This is a genomic window from Methylobacterium sp. WL119 (genome assembly GCF_008039875.1).
In the GTDB taxonomy this organism is placed as follows: Bacteria; Pseudomonadota; Alphaproteobacteria; order Rhizobiales; family Beijerinckiaceae; genus Methylobacterium.
The window spans coordinates 1-14,601 of sequence record NZ_VRUU01000110.1 but is presented as its reverse complement, the minus strand read 5'-3'; the positions used below and the strand labels follow the sequence as shown (position 1 = coordinate 14,601).

At 70.5% G+C, this 14,601-nt stretch carries 11 protein-coding genes and 1 pseudogene; 5 read left to right on the top strand and 7 right to left on the bottom strand.

The annotated features are described in order from the left end of the window. Positions 1 to 46: 46 nt before the first annotated feature. From FV227_RS24370 to FV227_RS24355, 4 genes are all read left to right on the top strand, one after another. Positions 47 to 1,249, top strand: a complete 1,203-nt coding sequence (locus FV227_RS24370) for a phosphoglycerate kinase (RefSeq protein WP_147728077.1) — start codon at positions 47 to 49, stop codon at positions 1,247 to 1,249. 98 nt (positions 1,250 to 1,347) lie between these two features. Then, positions 1,348 to 2,418, top strand: coding sequence for a class II fructose-bisphosphate aldolase (gene fba / locus FV227_RS24365; protein ID WP_147860113.1), 1,071 nt, complete (start codon positions 1,348 to 1,350; stop codon positions 2,416 to 2,418). Between the two features lie 282 nt (positions 2,419 to 2,700). Continuing rightward, a complete protein-coding gene (locus tag FV227_RS24360) occupies positions 2,701 to 3,351 on the top strand; it encodes a thiamine phosphate synthase (protein ID WP_147728079.1) in 651 nt (216 codons plus the stop codon). Between the two features lie 32 nt (positions 3,352 to 3,383). After that, entirely contained in the window at positions 3,384 to 4,385 is a 1,002-nt protein-coding gene (locus FV227_RS24355; protein WP_147860112.1) for a tetratricopeptide repeat protein, read from the top strand. 24 nt (positions 4,386 to 4,409) lie between these two features. Here the strand turns inward: FV227_RS24355 and FV227_RS24350 are convergent, their stop codons facing one another. The 7 genes from FV227_RS24350 to glgX form a co-directional block, all read right to left on the bottom strand. Further along, positions 4,410 to 4,832 carry a DUF779 domain-containing protein gene (locus tag FV227_RS24350; RefSeq protein WP_147728081.1) on the bottom strand — a complete coding sequence of 141 codons (423 nt, stop codon included), beginning with the start codon at positions 4,830 to 4,832 and terminating at the stop codon, positions 4,410 to 4,412. Positions 4,833 to 5,038: 206 nt separating this feature from the next. Next, positions 5,039 to 6,562 (bottom strand): aldehyde dehydrogenase, encoded by a 1,524-nt coding sequence (gene adh / locus FV227_RS24345; protein WP_147843501.1) that lies wholly within the window; start codon positions 6,560 to 6,562, stop codon positions 5,039 to 5,041. Positions 6,563 to 6,747: 185 nt separating this feature from the next. Next, a complete protein-coding gene (locus FV227_RS24340; protein ID WP_147860111.1) occupies positions 6,748 to 7,068 on the bottom strand; it encodes a plasmid stabilization protein in 321 nt (106 codons plus the stop codon). Between the two features lie 50 nt (positions 7,069 to 7,118). Continuing rightward, entirely contained in the window at positions 7,119 to 8,741 is a 1,623-nt protein-coding gene (locus tag FV227_RS24335) for a hybrid sensor histidine kinase/response regulator (RefSeq protein ID WP_147729412.1), read from the bottom strand. Between the two features lie 306 nt (positions 8,742 to 9,047). After that, positions 9,048 to 11,015: an AI-2E family transporter gene (locus FV227_RS24330; RefSeq protein WP_147860110.1), complete on the bottom strand. Its 1,968-nt coding sequence runs from the start codon at positions 11,013 to 11,015 to the stop codon at positions 9,048 to 9,050. A gap of 187 nt (positions 11,016 to 11,202) precedes the next feature. After that, entirely contained in the window at positions 11,203 to 11,580 is a 378-nt protein-coding gene (locus FV227_RS24325) for a response regulator (protein ID WP_147728597.1), read from the bottom strand. Between the two features lie 141 nt (positions 11,581 to 11,721). Further along, positions 11,722 to 13,992 (bottom strand): glycogen debranching protein GlgX, encoded by a 2,271-nt coding sequence (glgX, locus tag FV227_RS24320; protein WP_147728598.1) that lies wholly within the window; start codon positions 13,990 to 13,992, stop codon positions 11,722 to 11,724. Positions 13,993 to 14,299: 307 nt separating this feature from the next. Between glgX and FV227_RS24315 the strand changes: the two are divergent. Then, positions 14,300 to 14,601: pseudogene (locus FV227_RS24315) on the top strand (SHOCT domain-containing protein); the annotation flags it as partial.

Genomic DNA, 14,601 nt, shown 5'->3' with positions numbered 1-14,601 from the left:
CCCCTTCGCCCGCGCGCTGACCGAAAGCCGACCGGAGCCCGACCGCATGACCGCCTTCCGCACCCTCGACGATGCCGGCCCGCTCGCCGGCAAGCGCGTCCTGCTCCGCGTCGACCTCAACGTCCCGATGGAGGCCGGCCGCGTCACCGATGCGACCCGGATCGAGCGCGTGGTGCCGACGATCCGCGAGATCGCGGGCCAGGGCGGCAAGGTCGTGCTGCTCGCCCATTTTGGCCGGCCGAAGGGCAAGCGCGAGGCCAAGGACTCGCTCTGGCCCGTCGTCGCCACCCTGTCGGACAAGCTCGGAAGCCCGGTGGCCTTCGCCGAGGATTGCGTCGGCGAGGCCGCCGCGACCGCCGTCGCCGCGATGCGGGACGGCGACGTGCTGCTGCTGGAGAACACCCGCTACCACGCCGGCGAGGAGAAGAACGACGCGGCCTTCGCCGACGCGCTCGCGACGAACGGCGACGTCTACGTCAACGAGGCGTTCTCGGCCGCCCACCGGGCGCACGCCTCGACGGAAGGCCTCGCCCACCGCCTGCCGGCCTATGCCGGACGCCTGATGCAGGCCGAGCTCGATGCCCTGACCAAGGGGCTCGAGGCGCCCAAGCGCCCGGTGATCGCGCTCGTCGGGGGCGCCAAGGTCTCGTCGAAGATCGACCTGCTGGAGAACCTCGTCACCAAGGTCGACATGCTGGTGATCGGCGGCGGCATGGCCAACACCTTCCTGCACGCGCAGGGCAAGGCGGTCGGCAAGTCGCTGTGCGAGAAGGACCTCGCCGAGACCGCCCTGCGCATTCTGGCCGCGGCCGAGTCCGCGAAATGCCGGATCATCCTGCCGGTCGACGCGGTCGTCGCCTCCGAGTTCAAGGCGAATGCCGCCAACGAGACGGTGCCCGTCGACGCGGTGCCCCAGGGCGGCATGATCCTCGACGCCGGCCCGAGATCGGTCGCCGAGATCGACGCGGCGATCGACGAAGCCGCGACTCTGGTCTGGAACGGCCCGCTCGGCGCCTTCGAGATGACGCCGTTCGATGCCGCCACGGTCGCCGCGGCGCGGCACGCGGCCGAGCGCACCACGGCCGGCAAGCTGGTCTCGGTCGCCGGCGGCGGCGATACCGTGGCCGCCCTGAACCATGCCGGCGTGTCGGAGCGGTTCTCCTACATCTCGACCGCCGGCGGCGCCTTCCTCGAATGGCTGGAGGGCAAGACCCTGCCCGGCGTCGAGGCGCTGCGCGCCAAGGACTGAGCCGCGAAACGATTTCGCGCCGCCCCACGCGATCCAGGCGTGCCGTGACGGCGTTCTTCCCCCACAGACCCGAACAGAGCTTAGACGGAGCACGGACGATGGCGCGGATCACGTTGAGGCAGCTTCTCGATCACGCCGCCGAGTACGGCTACGGCGTGCCGGCCTTCAACATGAACAACATGGAGCAGGGGCTCGCCATCATGGCGGCCGCCGACGCCACCGATTCCCCGGTGATCCTGCAGGCGAGCAAGGGCGCCCGCGCCTACGCCAACGACATCGTCCTGGCCAAGCTCATCGACGGGCTCGTCGAGATCTACCCGCACATCCCCGTCTGCATGCATCTCGACCACGGCAGCGACGAGGCCACCTGCGCCACCGCGATCCAGTACGGCTTCACCTCGGTGATGATGGACGGGTCGCTCAAGGCCGACGGCAAGACCCCGGCCGACTACGCCTACAACGTCGGCATCACCCACAAGGTGTCGGAGATGGCGCACTGGGCCGGCGTCTCGGTGGAGGGCGAGCTCGGCGTGCTCGGCTCCCTCGAGAGCGGCGAGGGCGAGGCCGAGGACGGCCACGGCGCGGAAGGGGTGCTCAGCCACGACCAGCTCCTCACCGACCCGGACGAGGCGGTGAAGTTCGTCGCCGCCACGAAGGTCGACGCGCTCGCGGTCGCGATGGGCACCAGCCACGGCGCCTACAAGTTCACCCGCCAGCCCGACGGCGACGTGCTCGCGATGAACGTCATCGAGGAGATCCACCGCCGCCTGCCGACGACCCACCTCGTGATGCACGGCTCGTCCTCGGTGCCGCAGGAGCTGCAGGACATCATCAACCGGTACGGCGGCCAGATGAAGCCGACCTGGGGCGTGCCGGTCGCCGAGATCCAGCGCGGGATCAAGCACGGCGTGCGCAAGATCAACATCGACACCGACAACCGCATGGCGCTGACCGGCCAGATCCGGAAGGTGCTGGCCGAGAATCCGTCCGAGTTCGATCCGCGCAAGTACCTCAAGCCCGCCATGGAGGCGATGACCAAGCTGTGCAAGCAGCGCTTCGAGGAGTTCGGCACCGCCGGCCAGGGCTCGAAGATCCGCCCGATCTCGGTCTCGGCCATGGCCAAGCGCTACGCCAACGGCTCGCTCGACCCGAAGATCACCGCGAACTGAGGCGACCCGTCTTCGTTCCAGGCGATCGGAGGGTTCACCTCCACCCGATCGCCCCATACCCGTCATTCCGGGGCGCCGAAGGGCGAACCCGGAATCCGGATCCGCCGACGGAGCCGAACCGATCGCGCCCTGTGGTTCCGAATTCCAAGCTCTTTCGCGCAGCCCCGGAATGACGAGCGGGCCTGACAAGGTCTGCGCAGGACGGCGGGATCGATCGCCTTCGCAGCCCCTGAAACGTCCCTCTCCGCTTCCCCGACGCGCTGCGCGGCGGTATCAGGGCGCATGACCGACGCACCCCGCCTCACCCTGCTGACGCCGCATCGCGTCGGGCCCGAGCATGTCGACGCGCTGCTGCCCGCGCTCGAGCGCGCCTGCGGCGCCGGCGACGTGGCCGCGGTGATCCTGCGGCTGGCGCCGTCCGACGAGCGCAGCCTGATCGCCCTGGTCAAGCGCGTCGCCCCCGCCGTGCAGGCGGCTGGGGCGGCCCTGGTCGTCGCCGCGGCGGGCTTCCCGGGCGACCTCGTCAGCGTCTCGGCCCGCGGCGGCGCCGACGGCATCCACGTCGACAAGCCCGAGGACGGCACGCTGCAAGAGCTGCGCGGGCGCCTGCGGGACGGCCGGATCCTCGGCGTGGGCGGGATCGAGACCCGGCACGCGGCGATGGATGCGGGCGAGGCGGGCATCGACTACCTGATGTTCGGCGGCCTCTACCCGGACGGCGTCGCCGCCGAACCCGAGGCGGTGCGCGAGCGCACCGCGTGGTGGGCCGAGATCTTCGAGACCCCATGCATCGGCGTCGCCTGCGCCGAGACCGAGATCGCCGGGCTCGCGGCCACCGGCGCCGAGTTCGTCGGGCTGGAGAGCGGCCTGTGGATGGACGATCCCGCACGCATCGCGACGCTGCAGACGTCGCTGTCGGAGGTCGCCTCGTGAGGCGACTCCGCGCCCTTGGATTCGCGTTGCTCATGGCCGGGGGGGCCGTCTCCACCGGCGGCCCCGCCGTCGCGTCCCCCGGCACGGTCGAGCCGGCCAAGACGCCCGGCACCGATCCTGTGAAGCCGCCGATGCGCGAGCTGCCGACCCCCTACACCATCGGCTATTCCGGCGGCGCCCGCCCGCCGCCGACCGACCGCACGCCGGACTTCGCCTACGGCGCCTATCAGCGCGGGCAGTACGTGACCGCGTTCCGGGAGGCGACGAAGCGGATCGAGGCCGACCGCAAGGACGCGGCGGCGATGACGCTGCTCGGCGAGTTGTACAACCAGGGCCTCGGCATCAAGCCGGATCCGGTGAAGGCCGCCGACTGGTACCGCCTCGCCGCGGCGCAGGGCGAGCCCGGGGCGATGTCCTCGCTCGGGCTGATGTCCCTCGACGGGCGCGGCGTGCCCAAGGACCCGAAGGCCGGCCGGCGCTGGCTGGAGCAGGCGGCCGAGCACGGCTCGCCGACCGCGGCCTACAACTTCGCGCTGCTGCTGCTCGGCAGCGGCAGCGAGGCCGACCTGGCGCGGGCGGCGACGATGTTCCGCAAGGCCGCCGACGGCGAGATCGGCCCGGCCCAGCACGATCTCGGGGTGCTCTACCTGCAGGGCCGCGGCGTGCCGCAGGACGCGACCAAGGCGGCCGAGCTGTTCCGGCGGGCGGCCGACAACGGCGACCTCGCCGGGGAGGTCGAGTTCGCGATTCTGCTGTTCAACGGCAAGGGCTTGCCGAAGGACGAGGGACGCGCCGCCCGCTACTTCCTGCACGCGGCCGCCCGCGGCAACGCCATCGCCCAGAACCGCGTCGCACGGCTCTACGCCACCGGGCGCGGCGTGCCGAAAAACCCGGTCGAGGCCGCGGCCTGGAACCTCACGGCGGCCGGACAGGGGCTGTCGGATGCCTGGCTCGACCAGGCGCTCGCCGGGCTCACCGCCGACGAGCGCACCCGCGCCGAAAGGCTGGCCGGCGACCGGTCCGAGGCGCGCTGAGCCCGCGCGGACCGGCGGCGGCGCTCAGAGCTTGCAGACGCTGTCGAGGGCCGCGTTCTCGGCTGCGGTGAACAGGCGCGAGCGGATGTGGAAGCGCTTCTCGCGGCCGTTCTCGAGGGAGAACATGCCGCCGCGCCCGGGCACCACGTCGAGCATGATGTGGGTGTGCTTCCAGACCGCGAATTGCGGGCGGCTGATGTAGAAGTCCGCGCCGCCGACCTGCCCGAGATGGACGTCGCCGTCGCCGGTGATGAAGTCGCCGACGCCGTAGCACATCGGGGAGGAGCCGTCGCAGCACCCGCCCGACTGATGGAACATCACCGGGCCGTGCTCGGCCCGCAGCTCCGCGATCAGCTCGAGGGCGGCGGGCGTCGCGGTGACCCGCAACGGCGTGCCGTCGACGCCGGCCTGCTCGGCGGTGGTCTCGGTCGTCGCGGTCTCCGTCATGCGTCGCTCCCGTTCGCCGTGATCGCCCGGCTCGATCCTATGTGGATCGCGCCGCGCCGAAATGCAGGGGGCCCGCGCCGGGCGGCGATCGGCACCGGCAAAAAGCCCCGGCCGTTGCGGGCCGGGGCAAGGTCGTCTCGGGCGACGTCGTCTTGCGGTCGAGACCGAAGCCCCGGCCTTGGCGGCCGGGGCGGTTTCTCGCAGGCCTAAAAGAAGCCGAGCTTCTTGGCCGAGTAGCTCACCAGCATGTTCTTGGTCTGCTGGTAGTGGTCGAGCATCATGCGATGGTTCTCGCGGCCGATGCCGGACTGCTTGTAGCCGCCGAAGGCCGCGTGGGCCGGGTAGGCGTGGTAGCAGTTGGTCCAGACGCGGCCGGCCTGGATCGAGCGGCCGAAGCGGTAGGCGCGGGTGCCGTCGCGGGTCCACACGCCGGCGCCGAGGCCGTAGAGCGTGTCGTTGGCGATGGCGAGCGCGTCGGCGTCGTCCTTGAAGGTCGTCACCGAGAGCACCGGCCCGAAGATCTCCTCCTGGAAGATCCGCATCTTGTTGTGGCCCTGGAGCACCGTCGGCTGCACGTAGAAGCCGTCGGCCAGATCGCCGTCCTTCACGTTGCGCGCGCCGCCGGTGAGCACCTGCGCGCCCTCCTGCCGGCCGATGTCGATGTAGGAGAGGATCTTCTCCATCTGCTCGGACGAGGCCTGCGCGCCGATCATCGTCGTGGGATCGAGGGGCGAGCCCTGGGTGATCGCCTCGACGCGCTTGACCGCGCGCTCCATGAACCGGTCGTAGATCGACTCGTGCACGAGCGCGCGGCTCGGGCAGGTGCAGACCTCGCCCTGGTTGAGGGCGAACATGGTGAAGCCTTCGAGCGCCTTGTCGAAGAAGTCGTCGTCCTCGTTGGCCACGTCCGCGAAGAAGATGTTCGGCGACTTGCCGCCGAGCTCCAGCGTCACCGGGATCAGGTTCTGCGAGGCGTACTGCATGATCAACCGGCCCGTCGTCGTCTCGCCGGTGAAGGCGATCTTGGCGATGCGGGGCGAGGAGGCGAGCGGCTTGCCGCATTCCAGGCCGAAGCCGTTGATGACGTTGAGCGTGCCCGGCGGCAGCAGGTCGGCGATCAGCTCCAGCACCACGAGGATCGAGGCCGGGGTCTGCTCGGCCGGCTTCAGCACGATGCAGTTGCCGGCGGCGAGCGCCGGGGCGACCTTCCACACCGCCATCAGGATCGGGAAGTTCCACGGGATGATCTGGCCGACGACGCCCAGCGGCTCGTGGAAGTGGTAGGCGACCGTGTCGTGGTCGATCTCGGAGATGCCGCCTTCCTGGGCGCGGATGCAGCCGGCGAAGTAGCGGAAGTGGTCGATGGCGAGCGGGATGTCGGCGTTCACCGTCTCGCGGATCGGCTTGCCGTTGTCCCAGGTCTCGGCCAGCGCGATCAGGTCGAGGTTCTCCTCCATCCGGTCGGCGATCTTGTTTAGGATTCGGGCTCGCTCGCCGGCCGAGGTGCGGCCCCAGGCGTCCTTGGCGGCGTGGGCGGCGTCGAGCGCCTTCTCCACGTCCTGCGCGTCCGAGCGGGCGACCTCGCAGATGACCCGGCCGGTGATCGGCGAGGTGTTCTCGAAGTAGCGGCCGTTCGCCGGCGCGACCCACTGCCCGCCGATGAAGTTGTCGTAGCGGGCCGAGAACGGCGACTTGGTCTTGGCGTCGGCCAGGAATTCCGGCTTGTTCATGGTGCTGTTCCTCCGTGCGGTTCCGGCATGGCGTGCCGGCCTTTTTCGGCTTCTCGCTGGCCGATCGCAGCCAAAGCCAGTTGGGAGGCCTTGGCAAGTTGGACTTTTGGCCAACCAGGTCCGCGAGCGCTCGTCGGAGGGTAGCCGGATCGCCGCCGTTTGGCGACCGCCGCCGGCAGCAGGGGTCAGCCGCCGCGATTCGCCTTGCGGGTGGCGGCCGCCTTCCTGGCGGAGGCGGAGCGCTCTTCCGGCGTGCGCGCGGCCGAGGCCTTGCCGCCGGCCTTGCCGCCCTTCTCCCCGCCCGCATGCGCCGCCGGGTGGCCGGTGGCCTTGCCCCGGCCGGAGCCGCCGGGCTTCTTGCCGCCGCCGTCGTCCTTGTTGACCGTCGCCCAGGCGCGGGCCTCGGCCGCCTCCTCGGGCACGCCGCGCTTCTCGTACGAGTCGGCGATGTGCTCGGCCTTCCGCACCTGCTTGTCGGTGTACTTGCCCTTGTCGCCCTGCGGCATGATCGACCTCGCGTCTCCGCCCGATTCACCCGTCCGCCGGCGCAGCGTCCTCAGCCGGTCCCGGTCGGCCCGTCGAGGACGGCGCGCACGCGACGGATCAGGTCCGTGCGGCGGTAGGGCTTGTTCAACACGTCGAACTCGGATCCCCCCGCGTCGGTTCGCTCCAGGCTCGCCTCGGCGTAGCCGGTGGTGAGCAGCACCTTGAGCCGCGGCTGCCGGCGCCGCGCCTCGCGGGCGAGCATCACCCCGTTCATGCCGCCGGGCATGATCAGGTCGGTGAAGATCATGTCGATGCGGTCGTTGCCGTCGAGGATCTCCAGGGCTTCGCGCCCGTTCCCGGCCATCAGCGTGACGTAGCCGAAGTCGCGCAGGATCGTCCGGGCGAGCTCGGCCACGTCCTCGCGGTCGTCGACGATCAGGATGGTCTCGGTGCCCTGGCGCTCGATGGCGCGGGCCGCCGGCTTCGGCGCCTCCTTCACCCCGGTCTCGGTCACCGGGAACGACAGGCGCACGGTGGTGCCCTCCCCCTGGACCGATTCGATCTGGGCCGCGCCGCCCGACTGCTTGGCGAAGCCGTAGACCATCGAGAGGCCGAGCCCGGTACCCTTGCCCTCCTCCTTGGTGGTGAAGAACGGGTCCATCACCCGCGCCAGCACCGAGGGCGGCATGCCGGTGCCGGTGTCGGTGATCGAGACCCGGACGTAGCGGCCGGCGCGCAAGGGGCCGGTCCCGGTGATGTCGCGCTCGGACACGTCGAGGTTCTCGGTGACGATGCGGATGCGGCCGCCCTCCGGCATCGCGTCGCGGGCGTTGATCATCACATTGAGCAGCGCGACCTCGGCCTGGGTCGGGTCGACCCGGCAGTTCCACAGGTCCGGCGCCGGGTCGTAGTCCACGGTGATCGCCTCGCCGACGGAGCGGGCGACCATGTCGCGCATGCCCTCGATCAGGGCGTTGAGGTTGACCGCGCGGCCTTCCAGCCGCTGCTTGCGCGAGAAGGCGAGGAGCTGCTGCGTCAGCGTCGTGGCGCGCTGCGCGGCCTGGCGGATGTTGTCGGCGGCACGCCCGAGGCGGCCCTTGTCGGCATCCGGCTTCTCGAGCCCGGCGCTGAGGATGTCGACGTAGCCGACGATGACCTGGAGCAGGTTGTTGAAATCGTGCGCGATGCCGCCGGTGAGCTGGCCGAGCGCCTCCATCTTCTGGGCCTGGCCCAGGGCCTCCTCGGCGTCGCGGCGGCGCGACACGTCGAGCTGCGAGGCGAAGAAGTACAGCAGCTCCCCCGCGGTGTCGTAAAGCGGCGAGACGAACAGCGCGTTCCAGAAGGTCGAGCCGTCCTTGCGGTAGTTCAGGATCTCGGTGCTGTACTCGCGCCGCTCGTCGATCGCCGCGCGCACCTGCGCGACCGCCTCGCGGTCGGTCTCCGGTCCCTGCAGGAAGCGGCAGTTGCGGCCGACGATCTCCTCGCGGCTGTAGCCGGACATCGCGATGAAGGCGTTGTTGGCGAAGATGATCGGGTTGTCGGACTGGCGCGGGTCCGTCACCGTCATCGGCATGCGGGTCGTCTCGACGGCCGCGAAGAAGATCTCGTTGCGCGGGTCCGACATGGCGGAGACGGACCCGGTGCCGACACGGGTGGTGCGGCCGGTCGGCGGTGTCTCGGGCGTCTGGGTCATGTCGACGGGGTCTCATCCTTCGGCATCGGTCGGCCGCTCCATCGCTTCGTTCGACGCCGGCGAGTCGCTGCGCCTGCGCAAAAGCGTTCTGGCGCACGATCCGGATCGACACCACCGCGATAACGCCAGGGGGCGCCCGGGCGATCCCGGCATTCTGGCGAAGGTCAGGCTCGCGCCGAAGCCGAAAGCGCGGATACCGCCCGGCGAGCCGGTCTCGCGCATCGGCGAAGGCGTGAAAACCCGCTTCGCCGCCCAGCCGTCGCGCCGGCCGGTGCACGACGTCGCCCACATCGTCGACCGCCGCCGCTACTCGGCGGCCTGCGGCAAGCGGGGCTCGGATCGCGCGGCCGGATGCGCCGGCGCCGCCGCCGGCATGCGCGAGACCGCGATTGCGTTCTCGATCGCGTCGTTGAGCGTCGTGACCAGGAAGTCGGCCGAGGTCGCCCGGCGCAGGCGATCGAGGGTGGCGGGATCGCGCTCGCCCCAGAACCCGACGAGGACGCTGACGCCCGGCACCGCGGCGCGCGCCTGCCGCACGGTGAAGCGGATCTGCGACAGGCTCACCGGCTCGAGATAGGAGAAGCAGATCATCGCCAGGCTGCCGACATCCTTCGGCCGCGCGCCGGCGCGGATCGCGGACATCGCGATCACCTCGGAGCGCAGGCCGTGGCGGTCGAGGGTCTGGCTCAGCATCAGCGTCGCCGCCTCGTCGAACGGGCCGCGGCTCGAGACGCAGAGCACCGGCACCGCGCCGCGCCAGGCCGGCGCGAGGTCCGAGGGCTTGAGCACGACGGCGGCGACCTTGCGGTCCGGCCCCGCCGCGGCGACGGCGGCGGCGGCCTCGGAGCTCCCGGTGCGGGCCTTGCCCCTGCCGGGGCGCCGGGCCACCGGCGTGGTGCCGAGCCGCGCGACCACGGTGCGGATCGCGGCGCCGACCTCGCCCTGGCGCTCCCGGTCGAGCGTCCCGCGCGACAGGTCCTCCTGCGCCAGCCTGAGGCCGGCGAGCACGACCTCGTCGTAGTAGGTGACGAGCGCCCGCTCCTTGAGGAACTGCCGGCCCTGGTCGATCGCCTCGGCCGGGTCGTTGGCGAGCATGCGCTGGTAGAAGATTTCCGGCGGATCGAGCGCCGGCTGGTCGCCGAGCAGCACGTCGAGATACCAGAGCCGGTCGACGTGGCGGCCGAGCACGACGAGGCAGACGGTGAGCGGGGTGGCGAGCACGAGGCCGATCGGCCCCCACAGGAAGGTCCAGATCGTCGCCGAGAGAATGACCGCGATCGGCGAGAGCCCGGTGGAGTGCCCGTAGAGCAGCGGCTCGATCACGTGGCCGGCGATCGGCTCGACCACCAGGAACAGGGCCGCAGTGGCGATCACCATGGTCCAGCCCGGATCGACCGAGGCCGCCAGCACCAGCGGCAGCAGGGCGCTGATCGCGGCGCCGATATAGGGCACGAAGCGCAGGATCGCCGCGAGCACCCCGAACAGGGTCGGGCTCGGCACGCCGATCAGCCACAGCCCGACGCCGATCACCACGCCGAAGGCGACGTTGAGGGCGAGCTGCGCCAGGAAGAACCGGCTGAGGCGGCGCGCCGCGTCGTCGATCGCCGCGGTGGTGCGGCGCAGGTCGCCCGAGCCGCCGGCCAGCCGGATCATCCGGTTCCGCAGGTCCTCGCGCTGGAGCAGGATGAAGATCGTGAAGATCAGGATCAGGCCGGTGGTGGCCAGCGGGTGCAGGATCGGCCCGGCGAAGGTCTGGAGGTTCTCGACGAAGCCGGCCCGCGCCGCGCGGATCTCGACGGTGAGCGGATGCCCGGCGGTGCCCGGATCGCCCTTCAGCTCGGGCGGAGGCGGCGGCGACAGCGTCGCGCTCAGGTCCTGGAACACGTCGACGATCCGCGACAGCGTGCCGGTGTCGGCGGTCGCCCCGCGCAGGGACTTGATCTTGTCCTGCATCACCAGGGAATAGCGCGGCAGGTCGGACACGAGCTGGCCGCCCTCGCGCGCGATCAGGGTTCCGATCCCGAACAGCGCGCCGAACACCACCACGACGACGAGCAGCACCGCCGGCACCCGCGGCACGCGGATATGCCCGAGCAGGCGCACCGCCGGTACCAGGACGAAGCTCAGCAGGATCGCCAGCGTCACCGGAACGAGGATGTCGCGCCCGAAATACAGCGCCGCCATCACCGCGACGACGAGGAGGAACGAGGCCAGCGCGACGAAGACCGGCAGGCCGTTCTTGAGGCGCTGCGCGGTGACGGGATCGTCGCTCATGGGATTACGCTCCGGTTACGCTGAAGTCCGCCGCCGCCTCTTCCCTCCCCCCTGCGGGAGAGGGTGGCCCGCGAAGCGGGTCGGGAGAAGGGAGCGCGTTGTCCGGAAAGGTCGCTCCCCTCTCCCGACCCTCGCCGACGCGAGGCCCACCCTCCCCCGCTCCAGGGGGAGGGAAGAATGGCCCGCCTCAGGCCGACGCCGTCTCGCCCAAAGCCGCGCTGATCTGGCTGAGCAGCTTCGAGAAATCGACGGGCTTCGGGTGGTAGTCGTCGCAGCCGGCCTGGATCGCCTTGTCGCGGTCGCCCGACATGGCGTGGGCGGTGAGCGCGATGATCGGGATGCCGCGGGTGTCGCTGCCGGACTTCAGCGCGCGCGCCGCCGACCAGCCGTCGAGGATCGGCAGGTTCATGTCGAGCAGGATCACGTCGGGGCGCCCCGAGCGCGCCTGCTGCACCCCGGCCTCGCCGTCATGGGCCAGGATCACCTCGTACCCGCGACGCTTGAGCCGGCGGGACAGGAAATCCCAGATCTCCTCGTGATCTTCGACCAGCAGTATCTTGGGCATGGATGATGGATCCCTCGACGCATGACCGTCAGACGCGTCGCCGCCGCGCGTCGATACCCAACGCACGGCGGCCCGCGATCGTCCGATTTTTGTATTCAGCCCCTCGTGGCAGATCGTCCGCCCGAGGGGAAGACGCCGAAATCAGCGATCGGATTCGTCGAGGTGGAAGTGGACCTCGTGGATGTTGGCCCGCTCGAAGGCCTGCATCACGTGCTGGTAGGACCGCTCCATCTCCGTTACCGCGTCGCCGGGCGTGTCGTCCGGCTTCAGCACGAACATCAGCATCGAGCGGCCGGTGACGTCGTAGCGCTCGCCTGAGGCGAAGCTCGCGATCTCTTGGCTGTCGGGCAGGTTGGTGTCGAGCAGGCGCGTCCAGGCCGATCCGCCGACCGACTCCGGCAGGGTGAACTGCACGAGGTCGTGGTAGGCGTTGTACATGATGAGCAGGGTGGCATCGCCGCCGCGGCGGTGAACGCCGGTCGCCTGGGCCCGCCCGTCGAGCAGCACCGCGAGCGAACGCGCGCCACCGTCGGTCCAGTTCTCGGACCCCATCTCGGCCCCGTCCGGGCGCAGCCAGGTCACGTCCTTGACGCCGAAATCCTCGTCGTACCGGCCCGTGAGGAAGCGGCCGCGGCTCAGGATCGGCAGCGCGTTGCGCAGCAGGATCAGGCGTTGGGTGAACTCGGCGAGATCGCGCTCCTCGGCGCCGATCGCCCCCCAGTCGATCCACGACACCTCGTTGTCCTGGCAGTAGGCGTTGTTGTTGCCCTTCTGCGTTCGCGCGAACTCGTCGCCGGCCAGCAGCATCGGCGTGCCGTGCGACAGGAACAGGGTCGCCAGCATGTTGCGCATCTGGCGCAGGCGCACGGCGCGGATCGCCGGGTCGTCGGTCGGTCCCTCGACGCCGTAATTGTACGAGAGGTTGTGAGAATGGCCGTCGCGGTTGTTCTCGCCGTTGGCCTCGTTGTGCTTGTCATTGTAGGCGACCGTGTCGTGCAGGGTGAAGCCGTCATGCGCGGTGAGGAAGTTCACCGAGGCCCAGGGCTTGCGCCCGCGCTTGTTGAACTTGTCGGCCGAGCCGGTGATGCGGTTGGCAAGATCGGGCAGCAGGCCCTCGTCGCCCTTCCAGTAGCCGCGGACGTCGTCGCGGAAGCGGTCGTTCCACTCGGCCCAGCCCGGCGGGAAGCCGCCGACCTGGTAGCCGCCCGGGCCGCAATCCCACGGCTCGGCGATGAGCTTCACGTCGTTCAGCACCGGGTCCTGGCGGCAGGCGTCGAGGAAGCCGCCGCCCTCGTCGAAGCCGTGCGGCTCGCGGCCCAGGATGGTGGCGAGGTCGAAGCGGAAGCCGTCGACGCGCATCTCGGTCGCCCAGTAGCGCAGGCTGTCCATGACGAGTTGCAGCACGCGCGGATGCGAGAGGTTGAAGGTGTTCCCGGTGCCGGTGTCGTTGATGTAGTAGCGCTCCTGCCCCGGCAGCAGCCGGTAGTAGGAGGCGTTGTCGATCCCCTTGAACGACAGGGTTGGGCCCTTCTCGTTGCCCTCGGCGGTGTGGTTGTAGACCACGTCGAGGATCACCTCGAGGCCGGCGCCGTGCAGGCGCGCGACCATCTCCTTGAACTCGGAGAAGGCGAAGTCCGGCACCGCCGCGTAGCGCCGCGCGGGGGTGAAGAACGAGATCGTGTTGTAGCCCCAGTAATTGACCAGGTTCTTTTCCTGCAGGTAGTCGTCCTGCACGAAGGCGTGGACCGGCAGCAGCTCCACCGCGGTGACGCCGAGGCTCTTGATGTAGTCGAGCACGTCGGGGTTGCCGAGGCCCGCATAGGTGCCGCGCAGGCGCTCGGACACCCGCGGATGGTTCTTGGTCAGGCCCTTCACGTGGGCCTCGTAGATGATGGTCTTCTCCCAGGGGATGTTCGGCTTGCGGTAGGCGCCCCAGGTGAAGGCCGGGTCGATGACCTGGCTGCGACGGGTGAACGGCGCGCTGTCGCGCTCGTCGAAGGTCAGGTCGTCGCCGGTCTCCATCTGGTAGCCGAACAGGGCCGGGTTCCAGGTGATCGAGCCGACGAGCCCCTTGGCGTAGGGGTCGATCAGCAGCTTGTTGTGGTTGAAGCGGTGCCCGGCCTTGGGCTCGTAGGGGCCGTGGACGCGGTAGCCGTAGATCGTGCCGGGGCGCGCGTCGGGCAGGTACCCGTGCCAGACCTCGTCGGTGTATTCGGGCAGCGCGATCCGCTCGATCTCCTTCTCGCCGGACTCGTCGAACAGGCAGAGCTCGACCTTGGTCGCATGGGCGGAGAAGACGGCGAAGTTCACGCCGAGGCCGTCCCAGGTCGCGCCGCGGGGATAGGGCTTGCCTTCCTGGATGCGCGAACGAACGGGACGGGTCGAGGCTGCGTAGCGGTTATGGTCGGCCATGTTCACTCCGGCGGCCGGGGCCGCATCACGACGACCGCTGCCTGACGCTCGGCAGCGGGGCCCCCGGGCCATTTTGTGAACGTGCGTCCGTGGGCGAAGCTCCGCCGTGCGCGAAATTTTTGCAGCGCAGCGAGGGGTGCCGAAGGTTCGGGCGGAAACCGTTCGCGGGCCTGGCATTTTTGCGCAGCCCGGGTTCTTCCACCGCTCCGCCGACCGCGGCATAGTGCGGGCTCGCCCCGGGCGCGAGGCCCGGCACACGCGGCCCCCAGCAGCGCCTCGGCGCATCGCGTCCCCCGGAGCAGCCCGCATGACCCTTGAGGCACACAACGACGAGGGCCCCGACCACGCCTCCGGGCTGCAGATCGTGGCGGATCGCCACGGCGTCAGCCTCGAAGCGGTGCGCCATCTGATGCGGGCGCTGGAGGCCGGCAACGGCACGATGGCGCAGTTCGACCACCCGGAGCTCGGCGGCATGGGCCAGTGGTTCTCCGGCGGCATGGTCATGGTCGGGCGGATGTTCGACGCGGAGCTGAAGGCCCGCGTCGCCGGCCTCTGCGCCGAGCTGGCCGACGCCCTGCCCCCGGGCGGCTGGAGCGGGAGCGGCCGGGC

Excerpts from the sequence above, each read along its gene's own strand:
- FV227_RS24370 (WP_147728077.1), top strand. The coding sequence starts at position 47 with ATGACCGCCTTCCGCACCCTCGACGATGCCGGCCCGCTCGCCGGCAAG.
- FV227_RS24350 (WP_147728081.1), bottom strand. The coding sequence starts at position 4,832 with ATGACGGAGACCGCGACGACCGAGACCACCGCCGAGCAGGCCGGCGTC.
- FV227_RS24325 (WP_147728597.1), bottom strand. The coding sequence starts at position 11,580 with ATGCCCAAGATACTGCTGGTCGAAGATCACGAGGAGATCTGGGATTTC.
- FV227_RS24330 (WP_147860110.1), bottom strand. The coding sequence starts at position 11,015 with ATGAGCGACGATCCCGTCACCGCGCAGCGCCTCAAGAACGGCCTGCCG.
- FV227_RS24360 (WP_147728079.1), top strand. The coding sequence starts at position 2,701 with ATGACCGACGCACCCCGCCTCACCCTGCTGACGCCGCATCGCGTCGGG.
- FV227_RS24340 (WP_147860111.1), bottom strand. The coding sequence starts at position 7,068 with ATGCCGCAGGGCGACAAGGGCAAGTACACCGACAAGCAGGTGCGGAAG.
- FV227_RS24355 (WP_147860112.1), top strand. The coding sequence starts at position 3,384 with ATGGCCGGGGGGGCCGTCTCCACCGGCGGCCCCGCCGTCGCGTCCCCC.
- glgX (WP_147728598.1), bottom strand. The coding sequence starts at position 13,992 with ATGGCCGACCATAACCGCTACGCAGCCTCGACCCGTCCCGTTCGTTCG.
- fba (WP_147860113.1), top strand. The coding sequence starts at position 1,348 with ATGGCGCGGATCACGTTGAGGCAGCTTCTCGATCACGCCGCCGAGTAC.
- FV227_RS24335 (WP_147729412.1), bottom strand. The coding sequence starts at position 8,741 with ATGACCCAGACGCCCGAGACACCGCCGACCGGCCGCACCACCCGTGTC.
- adh (WP_147843501.1), bottom strand. The coding sequence starts at position 6,562 with ATGAACAAGCCGGAATTCCTGGCCGACGCCAAGACCAAGTCGCCGTTC.